The organism is Leptospira alstonii serovar Sichuan str. 79601 (genome assembly GCF_000347175.1).
GTDB classification, from domain to species: Bacteria; Spirochaetota; Leptospiria; order Leptospirales; family Leptospiraceae; genus Leptospira; species Leptospira alstonii.
Genome location: NZ_ANIK01000021.1, coordinates 24,763 through 36,488 on the forward strand (window position 1 = coordinate 24,763; position 11,726 = coordinate 36,488).

Sequence of the window (11,726 nt, forward strand, 5' to 3'; positions counted from 1 at the left end):
GATTTCTTAAAATAATGTGTCGAAGGAATCTAATTATTCCTCCCCAGTTTGTATCAAGGTGGTGAAGTAACGCAGCGAACGTAGTATGTCGTACTTTTTGAACTTGTACCGGCAGTGAATCCTGATTGAAAGTTAATCGCCCAAGCTTGAGAGGTCGCAAGTTTGTATGTACTTGATGTCCAATAGTATTGGGAAACCGTACCCGGAAAAATGGCAGTGTTAATGACTGGCGCAGTTCCCGAGGAGTGATCTACAATGCTTCTTAATTCAGTGACATTCGGTAATCTCCAAGTTTTGCCGGCCAAAACAAGACCATTACAGTAGGTCAGAGCATTTGCCCATGTCAATTGATTCGTACCGCCTGTTGCGCAAGTCGCGCCGGAAAGATTATTTGTGCATTTTTGCCAAATCAATGCGTTGCCTATATCTGTGATGGTTCCGTCGCTATTGTCCACAAAAGGTGCCGCTGCTACTGAAATTGTGAATCCGAAAAAAAATAAAATCAATTTGTAAGCAAAGAGTGATTTCCGATTTTTGGTCGTCTTTTTGGTAATTTTTGCAGTCATATTAGCTCCTTAAATAGATTCGAAAGATCCTGAGAAAAGGGGATTGTAGCGATCTTCTCAGGAATTCGATAATAATATTCGTATTTCTGAATTCTTTCCATTGATTACGGTCCCGGAGATACGCAACGTGCTAAGGATCCCGCTACAGTTTTGTCTGTCCAAGTAGTCGATCCATCCGAAAAATAGAGGACCAAGGATTTCGTTGTATCCGGATTGTATAAAGTAGAACTCCAGTAGTAATAACTGCCTGTTGCTCCTGGGAAAAACGCAGTGAAAGTTCGTGGAGATGTGCCAACATTGAAATCGACTAAGGTTTCGATTTCGGAAATGGTTGGTAATCTCCAGTTTGTTCGACTCGCATAACCCGCACCTGCGTTCAGATTGTTACAAGCTGTAGTCGCCGTTGCCAAACTTAAGTAACTGTTGGTTCCTGTCGTACAAGTAGCGCCTGATCGTCCTTCATGGCATGTTTTCCAAACAAGGCCGGTATTATTATCCGTTACAGTCAATCCGCCATCCGTGCTTGTAAAGTTTGAGTTTGAGCCTTTTTGTAACTGACCGTCTTGACCGGTGGATGTTAATAGAACACAAGTCGCATCCGCTGTTCCGTCCGTAGCCCAACAATTGGTTTGCATCGTTTTCATGGGCGGTCTTCCAAAGATCATAATACTGACAGTATTGTTTGTGCTTCCGGAAGAGTTACTTGCGGTGATCGTGTAATTCGCCGAGGCCTGAAATCCGGTTGGCGTTCCCGAAATTGCACAAGTTGTACTATTGAGAGTGAGCCCACCCGGTAGCGCTACATCCGACGCACAGCTCGTGACTGTTCCCGTGACAGCAGGCGTTGCTGTAGCCGCGGTTCCTCTGTAGAAAACCAAAGCGCTCGGCGTATAGGATAGTCCGGTAGGCGGAGCTAAGTTCACCGTAATCGATATTGTAGTGGTTGTGTTTCCAAACGCGTTGCTTGCCGTGATCGTATAACTTGTGGCTGTTTGTGTCGTTGTTGGTGTTCCAGACAAAGCGCAAGTAGTTGCATTCAACGCCAATCCTGAAGGAAGAGCGATATCGGAAGTACAACTTGTCACGGTTCCGGTCACGGAAGGAGTAGCGGTTGTAATGGTTGTTCCTTGCGTAAAAGTAAACGGAGTTCCTGCGTAACTGAGTCCCGTAGGTGGAGCTAAGTTCACCTTAATCGAGATGGTTCTAGCCGTGCTTCCAAATGCGTTGCTTGCCGTGATTGTATAATTTGTCGCGGCTTGTGTAGCGGTCGGTGTTCCTGAAATCGCACAAGTAGTTCCATTGATTCCTAAACCTGTAGGTAAGGGGATATCGGAAGTGCAACTTGTCACGGTTCCTGTGACGGAAGGAGTAGCGGTGGCAATGGTTGCTCCTTGCGTAAAAGTAAACGGGCTTCCTGCATAATTCAGAGCGGATGGAGGCGCCATGTTGACCGTAATTGTTATCGGAAAAGTAATGCCGCCGGAAGCATTACTAGCAGTGATCGTATAAATGGTTGCCGGTTGAATTACGGTCGGCGTACCTGAAATCGCACAGGTAGTTGTATTGAGAGTAAGCCCCGTAGGCAACGGGATATCCGAATTACACGCAGTAACGGTACCCGTATAAGTCGGGTTGATCGTTGCGATCGTCGCACCTTGTGTAAAAACATAAGGACTTCCCGCGTAATTCAGAGCGGCAGGAGGTGCGATGTTGACCGTAATCGAAATAACTGTACTTGTACTTCCAAATGCGTTGCTTGCGGTAATCGTGTAGTTCGTTGGACCTTGCGTAACAGTTGGAGATCCGGAGATAGAGCAATTCGATCCCAAGGAAAGCCCCGTAGGAAGAGGAATATCGGAAGTACAACTCGTGATTGTTCCTGTATGAGAAGGAACGATAGGAGCAAATGCAGGAGTTGCACTTGCAGTAAAGGTAAAAGCGGGGGCCGCAAAATTCAAAGCCGCAGGCGGGTTCGCGTTTACGGTAATCACAATCGTAATATTTTTACTTTGTGAGGAATTCGAAGCTGTAATCGTATAGTTTGTAGCCGGCTGGTTTACCGTAGGAGTTCCGGAAATAGTACAGGTTTTTCCGTCCATTGCAAGTCCCGTAGGGAGTGCGGGATTGGGAGAACACTGCTCAATCAATCCGCTTATGATAGGTTGTATCGGCGCAATAGGAACGTCCCTGGTAAGAACGTAAGGACTCAAAGAATAATTGACAAAAATCGGATCACTATCGCTTGGGGACGATGATTGAAGCAGATTCAGTGGTCCGAAAATTCCTTTAAAACTCAAAGAATCGTTTTCCTTTCCGATACAACCTACTGTTAAGAAGACAACAACAAGTATAAGTAGAACGGCAAAGAATTTTCTAAACCGGCTTACAATGGACTTTTTCATTCCCGTACGGAAAGAAAATTCTCCAATAAATCTTTGTGATTTTTTGAATCGATAGTTCTCGTTTTTCATAAAAATCCCCAACCTTCTTAAAATTCTTAAAGAAATAAAATTAAAAATCATTACGCAAAAAAGAGAGCAGTTGTTGGATTATTTGCGCTCGATGAAAGTTAAGAATTTTCTGCGATCCGCGTTCTAAAAAATCTTTTGATTTTTTCTCAACGAAAACTCAAAATTGCCGAGCATCATTTCGGAATGATTACTTACTCATTCCGTTTCGATCAACTATTTGTACTTGGACAATGTAGATCGTATCCAACATCAATCTTTTTCTCTTGGACGTAAATTTATCCGAAAACTTAAATTAGTTCCGCTCGCATTATAAGTTGAAGAGTTTATTAAGAGCCACTGAGTTTTGTGTATTCTGTTGAAAAAATTGCATGCAAATTATAGAAAGAAGATTGAAGCAAACTCTAATACAAAATGCTTATATTTGAATGGAAAAGAATCTATCGACATTTAAAAACAGGTGTACAGCAATGAAGCAAAGTGCCGACTAACGTAACTATTTGCCGCTCTTTTGAAGGTGATATTTTTTTTCTATTTTAGAAAAACAGAGAATGTTAATTCTCGGAATTGATGAGTTTTCTAAATTCTCTCGGAGATTTTCCCGTAAATTTTACACAAGCTCTGTGGAACGAAGAGGCTGAGTTGAAACCACATTCTAAAGCAATTTGTAATAAATTCATGTGGGACTTATTCCGGAGGTTCCGCTTTACGTCTTCAATTCGATTCATATTCAGGAAATCCGCGAACTTCATGGACATGTGTTTATTGAGATAGTAAGAGGCCTGGTGTGTGGAAAGTCCCAGATAAGAAGCAAAGTCCGGTAGACGAAGCTCTTCGTCCGCATAACCTCTCACTTGAAGAAAAGAATTGATTCTTTCTTCGATCTTTTCCAGTTCCACACCTTCCAAAATGTTTCTGGCGGATTCGGACTGACTTTCTTCTTCTTCGGATTCGATTAAATTATCCACCGGAAAGTCCGTAAAAGCCTGGCTATCCATGAGAGCTTTATTGGTTTCTCCATGAGCTTTGCTGAAAAGAAAAGGAAAGAAACGCTCGATCAAAGTAATGTAAGCAATCATAAACCCGGGAATGAGCTCTGAAAACATGAGCATTTTCGTGGAATTGATTAGGGTTCCGATTAGATCCAAGACCAATGAAGAAGTAATTGCAAGAGTGATGAACGGAAAGTTGAAAAAGGCTTTCGCTTTTTTACTAGAATGGATTTTATAAATAGACCAACCGGATGTATAGAGTGTGAATAAAATGGCCAAGGAATCGCAAAGGCAAATGTAAATTGTACCGGGTAAAAAGAAGGCAGTCGTCATCGCAATTGGGATGATTGCGGTCAGTCGCTTGCAGTAATACCAAGGATTTTGCAGGCGATCCAGTATGAACATCATACAAATCAAAACCGCAGCCGAAGCGTAAAGAACCAAGCCGAAATAGATGCCTAAAAATAGGGGATCTTTCATCAATCTAGGATCTGTTTCTTGCGGAAAAATCACTTTGTTGTTAGCCATCAAAAAGATGCTTACACTCAAAAGAATCGTGCCGTAGGCTTTGTTGAATTCGTCTCTCCTTCCGGTGCTGAGTTTAGCGATGGCCATTATGATTCCAATCCCTACCCCGGCGGCGTGAGCGTAAAATAAATTCATTTCCGAGAATATAGAAAATATGATTTCGGATAGTGTGGTTACGTTGAACATTTGAGTTAATTCCTTTATACGAGAAAATTTTTACAGACGATAAACCGCGACTTTATGGAATTTTTACGGCAATCGGGTTTCACAAGACTTTTTATTTCCATTTATTCCATTATAGCGTTCAGTTTCGAGCGAGGTCATCGGTAAATATAATTTAGAAAGGAGAAAATTATAAATATCAGATATCCCATTTTAGAATTTATTTTAATCTGAAGTGAAATTACAGAAAATTCGTAAAGAAACGGAGTTTGACCGAAAGAACCCCGTCTTAGATTCGATTTAATCCCTAGGCAAGTTTAGTTTCTGAATTGAACATCCGCGGACGAAGATTGGAAATGAATTACTTTCGTCTGAGTTTCTCGAAATTGTTTCGGAGACATTCCGGTCTCCTTGAGAAAAGCTTTATAAAAAGAAGAATTCGAATTGAAACCGACAGCGATTCCGACGGAAACGACGGAGCGGGAAGGGTCGTTGATTAGCATTGACTTCGCTTCTTCGACCCGAAATCGATTGATATAATTGTTAAAATTCATCCCGAGATGGTTATTCAAAAAGAAAGAAAGCTGATGCACGGAAATTCCAAGTTCTTCGGAAACGTCCGGAAGGCGAATATCTTCGTCTAAATAAATTCGTTCTTCTTTGATGATATGAATCAGTTTCTTTTCGAGCGCATTGATGTCCACATCGTGCAAAAGGGAACGTTTTACGAAGTTTTTCCCGGGTTCCGACGAGCTAAAATCCAACAAATTGGGATGAATTAAGGTCAGAAAGTAATAAAAAATGACCGTAAACGTAGTATGAACGCTGGAAAGAAGGATTAAGGACTTATTTTCAAATACGATTCCGAGTATTTCCAGGGGAATACACAGAGAAATTAGAATGACCAGGGAAAGAATCATTCTAAAACTCATCGCGGAAGATTCGTATTTTTTGTCGATAAAGACGTTTGCGACCGCAACCACGAAGTAAACGAAAACATACAAGTTGGCTGCAAAAAGGAAAAATTCGAGTTCTTTGCTGCCTGGTTGTTCGTAAAAAGTAGCGATCGGTAAACTCAGAATAAACGGACCTAAAAGATTCCAATAGTAGATCAGAGGAAGTTTCGAATACTTCTTAAAACTCATCGTGGAAATTAAAAACACAAGAGTTCCACTGGCGGCTAAGGCGATGATATCGATTAAAAAGACGAATTTGCGGAGCCATGTTTGGGAGATCATATTCAAACTGGTTTCATCCACGAACTGAAAAATCGCAGTGAGAATTAATACCGACGACACCAAATAATCGATTTGTTTTCTTGCGCGAATCCAACTTCCAATTCCTAAGACCAAAGCAAAGCCCGCTCCAAACCTTATTAAACTCAATAAGATTTCTTTATTTAACATCGAATCTAAAATATTCATCATAATCCATTATTCGCTTTTTGTTTTCTTAAATTTGTTTGTTTAGAAAACCAAAATGCATCTCTAATTAAAGTTTAAACGAACTCACTGATTGTAATCAATAGATTCATTTTTAAATTGAATCCAATTTGGTCCATTCAAATTCAATGGAAACGAATCATTTTATATACGAATGTGAAAATGACATTTAAATTGTAAAAGAAATTTTGAATATTCACTAATACTTTTATTTCGATTAACAACTTTATAGATAAAGATCATTTCAGACGATAAATAGTTTCTTTTGTATGGAAAATATTTGAACAGTTATCATTAAATTAACCTTAGATTATACTTTTTATAATATGAATTATGTTTATTGTAAAAAATAATAATTTATTTTTAAATTGATGTTCAAATAATTAAAACAAACCAAGTTGAATCTGATTTTCATCGCCTTGAAAATTATTTTAGAACTTCTTAAAGTATTAAACGAAGCTCAATTTGAAAATAACTTGTAATATGAAAAAAGAAAATGGAATTGTATATAACGCTCTATCGTTAAATGAAATCGAAAAGAATAATTTCTATATATTTGAAATGGCTCTGCTACGAAATAAACAGAATCATGTCTAATTAAAGAACTTATTGTCCTGTTTTATATTTTGCTAAGAATCGTGTGCGCAGATTCTTTAGAAAAAGGAATTGAATTCTTTTACACCAACCATGGGCCTCAAAGATTTATTCATTTCTGAATAGAATCAGATGCAAACGCAAACGCAGGTGAAGTGATGGCAATCGGCTTTTTAATTTGTAAGTCGTATAAAATTAAAAAGAAATGAATTGGAAGTTTTCTGAAATTAAAAGGAGCATTTCTCTGATTTGTAGTAGGAAAAGTTCTGCGTCTGTTATAAAGATCAAATCGACTTATGAATGTGGGAACTCCCACCAAAGTGAATTTTCAAAAATAAGTGAAAGGTGTAAGGGCGGATTCAATTCTTTACAATTTTAGGTCGTGATATCATTCGAGCTTTTATGAAAATCTCGTTTCCATTTTTCCAAAAATTTATTTTTACCTGTTCCGACAAACATTCTAGTTTAAAGATTGCTTGAAAGAGAACTGCCGTTCCTATTGGCATAATATTTGTCCACCTTTGTTTCATAAAGAGTAGTGGCCTCACTGAGCTTGGTATCTCGTGTCTAAAGACTCCTTGGCGGTGTTACATCGAACTCAGGGAAGTAGTTATGCTGTGCTTACTAAGCTATGAGCTTTGTATTTTTGATAAAGCACCCGAGTTTTGAGGAACGTTGTAAATTCATGTAAATGCTGTCTTGCCATCATTTAGGAAAACTCTGTCTTCTTTATATTACGGAGCTACTGAGCGTTGCATAATAAGAGATAGAATGTCGGAAATTCTGTGCCTAAAAGACGGATTTGTGTTAAAATTCGCAGCGCACTCCTGCAGCGCATAGTAAATAGTATGGCTTAGTAACTGTAAAAAAAATCCCGTTTTGCAGAAATTTTATCAATCCTACAACGTGGGATTGATTCGGAGGGAATGGCAAAAGTTTAAAGATGAGAGTCTTAAAAGATTTTCTTAGGTTCTCGAACATTAGTACTAAGCGCCTATCACCGCATTGTGCACGTTAAAAATTTCATCGAGCTTCTTTTGAACTTTAGATTATAAAATGAAAAGAAAGAATTAACTTCTATTATATAATGAGTATATGATTTCTGAATACAGCGATCTTTACATTGAAAATAAAACTCATTCATCATTGGATGTATATAGTTATTCGCTGTATAACTTGGATGGAAAACAACTCTATTCGGAACCAAATTACAATTCCTTATTGAATTCGGACCCAAAACTCAAGAAGGCGGTCGAAAGATTTATCGATTACGGCAACGTTCACTCGAATATTTCGGCGTTTCGAAGATTCAAAAATGATAGAAACATTCAACTTATGGTTCGGTCGGAAGATGATCGGATTTACAAAGTCAACTTTGAAATCAACCCGAAGGGTAGTTATGTGTTCGTTCATATCGAATCTACAGCACGGAATTTATCCGATTCCGAAAAAAGCCGAATTCAGAGATTTAGGTCTTTAAAACACGATTTGGTTCGTACTTTAAAGCTGGAAAAAACATATTTCTATCTCGTTAATATTGAAATTTACAACCATCCGTTTCTTCATAAATACGAAACCCAGATTTACGAAGCTGTTTTCTTAGATCTGCATACTGAGTTTTTGACGATTACAAATAGTCAAAACGTCGGCCTTCGTATTTCTACAAATCAGATCTTTTTTGCGTATCAAATCAACAAACCGGATGTGGACATCAATTGGATTCCTTCGAGTTTGATTTCTTATATGAAGAATACCATTCAGATCGAAAATCACGAGTTTCATTTGAAACTTTCCATCGGAGGATTCCACACTTCTGAAACGGATACTAGTCCTCTCAATATTCTCAAAGGTTTAAGAGCGAATCTTAGGAAGGTGATCGATTCTCCTTTCAGTCGGTACGCGACTCAGAACCAAAATGATTCTTCCAACTTGATCGCAACGTATTTATCTCTTAGAAATTCGGTACACAAAAAAGAACTCCTTTTGTATTATCAACCGATCGTAAATTCCGAAACCAAAAGTCTACATTCTTTAGAGGCGCTTTCTCGTTGGAATCATTCCGTAAAAGGAATGATTAGTCCGGATGTTTTTATCCCTTTGGCGGAAGAGTCGGGTTTGATCAGTTCCATCGGAGCTTGGGTCATTCAAAACGCACTTTTGGATTTATCTCAAATTCGGAAAAACGAATTTTTATCTTCCAATCCTTTGATTTCGATCAACGTATCCCCGTTTCAGTTGAAAAATCCAGAATTTGCAGACAACTTGATTTCTTATTTTTCGAAATTGAATCTAGTTCCGAGTTCCATTATTCTTGAAATGACGGAGAGCCGCTATGAAGAAACGGCTCCAATCATCGAGCAAATGGTGATTCTGAAACGTTTCGGTTTTCAGATTGCGATTGATGATTTTGGAATCGGAAATTCTAACTTTTCCAGAATTGAAAAAATCGAATGTGATTACGTAAAACTGGATAAAAGCCTGATCATCGGCGTAGATACAAATCAAAGTAAAAGAAGCGTTTTAAAGGCTATTTCTCAGGTTCTTTTATCTCTTGGAAAAAAAACGGTCTTCGAAGGAATCGAGAATACAGAGCTGGAACGTATCGCAATCGATTATGGGGCGAACTTTTTACAAGGATTTCACTACGGAAAACCGACTCAAATTATGGATCTTTCTTCCTTTCAGTTTCAGCTTTAAAAAAATCGTCTCATCGTTCGTATTGTATTTAATCTGCCTCAAAGATCCTGTTTTTCCATTTTGACAGGAATTTATTTTTATTAGTTTCGATAGATAGCGTGAATTTTGCCTAGGAAGGATATACGATCTTCTTTTGGAAAGATAGCGTCATTTAATATTTGTAAGGTGATGGATGCGTCACAAACATCACCGAATCTATGAATATTGGTTTGAGAAAAAGAATTAAGATCGGGGCTTGTTTCAACCGATGAGATTTAGCATTGAATCATATTCTAAAAAATGAACCATTCTATTTAAGAATGAGAAAAACGGTGGATCCATGTTCAATGATCGATTGAAGTTCGATTCTTTTTAGAGAATGTCATTGAGACAGTTCGCTTGACTACCTCGAGTTGCGCACAGGAACTTCTTTTTGTAAAGTGAATGTTAGGGTTTCGTGAGAAGTTAAAATGTAAATTCGAAACTTTCATCCCTAATGGGCTTGTGAATTTCCACATTTTCGGGTGCTTGGGAGACGAGTATTTTAGAGTAAAATGCAAGAGTCCCATAGGCCCGAAAAACACTTTTCTCTATTATAAAATCATACTTTTTGCAGATAACAAATATGACTTTGCCGGAACTTTTACACTTACGTTTTCTTGTAAGATTTCAATCTAACGCCTAATTACTGTTCTAAATCCTTTTTTTAGAACGTTGAAGTTAAAATATATAGCCGTTCAAATTATCAGTGAAAGTTAGAATAGCAAAAATTTTTAGTTTCACGAAGTATGATATAGCAACTTTGCAAAATTATCAAAGTAAAGTATTCAAATTCCAATTATGAGTTTGAATTGATAAGTTAGAAAAACATAAAATCATAAATTAATAGGTAGTTTTGTAAATCTAAAAGGGCCAATAATAAAAAAGTGGTCCTTTTATAGAATGCGGCGAATGGATTCAATGGATTTTATAGACTATGAATATGCCAAATGTTATAGGCCCTATCTTGAAGTTTAAAAGATTTTTCGGAATTATATCTTCGAGATTTCGGTTCAAAGAGTTTGTTCGCATACCGGCCTCGCTTGTCGAAACGATTTTTGTGGAGTGCGAGCAAACGAAGCCGATCAATATCGATTTCTCAATTAAAATATTCAAAGAATGGAATGTGTTAATTCTTCTGATTATTTAAAATCAATGTGGAACTCATCGTAGATTTCAATCCGAACCGCGAAAGGGAAAATTGAATTCTGAATTTCAAACGGAGTAGGCGCTTGTTGGAAAACTGAACATATAAATCAACGAATCCTATTTTATTTGTAAGACTGTAAAATTTAAAAATATGAGGGTGCAAATGCAGGTTAGTAATGAGTTCGTTACATTTAATGTACATGGAACGGTTACCAAAGTGATGTTGATCAAGTTGTCGGGAATTATCGACAATCGCTCCATTATGAACGTTCGCGATATTATTTTGTCGATTTTAGAAGAGTTTAAGGGAGTTTATATTCTAGATCTGAACAAGATTGAAAATGAGGAATTTATCAACCTAACTAACTTTAGAAAAATGATTTCGGATTCTATTCGCGTAAATCACAACTGTATCATATTGTCTGAATGTAAAAAATTGGAATTGTGGATTGAAAATTATTCCGTCTTTAACGGGGTTTATCTGGCCAAAAACGATACGGAATTGACTCAGATTTTGAACGAAAAAATTGCAAACGACGTTTTTTTGGAAGACGGAGGAGATGAATCCGATATCCGATTGCATTTGGATTATCTAATCAAAGACGGATATTAAAAACTTACAGTGTATCCCAAAACGCAAAATCTGCCGAACGATCTCCTTCCGAACTCGAAATTTTTTCGAGCTCAGAGGAATTAGACTGACGAATTCGATCAATACGTCATTGCCTTATCGAGCGCTGCGTCTAAGTCAATCGATATCGTAATGAGTTTATCCAACCGAGTTAATTCGAAAATTTTACCAATCGAATTCGGAATCGAATAGACGATCAAGGCGCCTTTGAGTTGTTTCATCAATTTGGCCTGCGTGCTGATGAGAACCGCAAGTCCCGAAGAATCGATATGGGTCGTAGTCGATAGATCCAATAGGAGTACTCTCGCCCCTTCGTCGACTTTCAAATTGAATAAGTCTTTGAGTTTCTTTGAAGAAAAAATATTTATTTCCCCGCTCGTTTTTACGATCGTAATATGCGGTTTTAATAAATGATTTACGTGAGAATTCGATACGACCTCTACGGATAACTCATCTTTTGATTTGTTGGTTGCTTCCAT

7 protein-coding genes are annotated in these 11,726 nt (G+C 37.9%); 2 read left to right on the top strand and 5 right to left on the bottom strand.

The window, feature by feature from the left end; genetic code table 11:
* Positions 1 to 53: 53 nt before the first annotated feature.
* From LEP1GSC194_RS05040 to LEP1GSC194_RS05055, 4 genes are all read right to left on the bottom strand, one after another.
* The gene (locus LEP1GSC194_RS05040) at positions 54 to 566 is read right to left on the bottom strand and encodes an Lcl C-terminal domain-containing protein (protein ID WP_020772621.1); all 513 of its coding nucleotides are present in this window, start codon (positions 564 to 566) and stop codon (positions 54 to 56) included.
* Positions 567 to 670: 104 nt separating this feature from the next.
* Positions 671 to 3,037 carry a putative Ig domain-containing protein gene (locus tag LEP1GSC194_RS05045; RefSeq protein ID WP_020772590.1) on the bottom strand — a complete coding sequence of 789 codons (2,367 nt, stop codon included), beginning with the start codon at positions 3,035 to 3,037 and terminating at the stop codon, positions 671 to 673.
* A gap of 551 nt (positions 3,038 to 3,588) precedes the next feature.
* Positions 3,589 to 4,740, bottom strand: a complete 1,152-nt coding sequence (locus tag LEP1GSC194_RS05050) for a helix-turn-helix domain-containing protein (RefSeq protein ID WP_020772586.1) — start codon at positions 4,738 to 4,740, stop codon at positions 3,589 to 3,591.
* A gap of 293 nt (positions 4,741 to 5,033) precedes the next feature.
* On the bottom strand, positions 5,034 to 6,140 hold the full coding sequence (locus tag LEP1GSC194_RS05055; protein WP_017809979.1) for an AraC family transcriptional regulator: 1,107 nt from the start codon (positions 6,138 to 6,140) through the stop codon (positions 5,034 to 5,036).
* Positions 6,141 to 7,847: 1,707 nt separating this feature from the next.
* Here LEP1GSC194_RS05055 and LEP1GSC194_RS05060 point away from each other — a divergent pair.
* A complete protein-coding gene (locus tag LEP1GSC194_RS05060) occupies positions 7,848 to 9,449 on the top strand; it encodes an EAL domain-containing protein (RefSeq protein WP_036041458.1) in 1,602 nt (533 codons plus the stop codon).
* Between the two features lie 1,387 nt (positions 9,450 to 10,836).
* A complete protein-coding gene (locus LEP1GSC194_RS05075; protein WP_017808179.1) occupies positions 10,837 to 11,229 on the top strand; it encodes a hypothetical protein in 393 nt (130 codons plus the stop codon).
* Positions 11,230 to 11,327: 98 nt separating this feature from the next.
* Here the strand turns inward: LEP1GSC194_RS05075 and LEP1GSC194_RS05080 are convergent, their stop codons facing one another.
* Complete coding sequence (locus tag LEP1GSC194_RS05080) at positions 11,328 to 11,726, bottom strand: STAS domain-containing protein (protein ID WP_020772610.1); 399 nt, start codon at positions 11,724 to 11,726, stop codon at positions 11,328 to 11,330.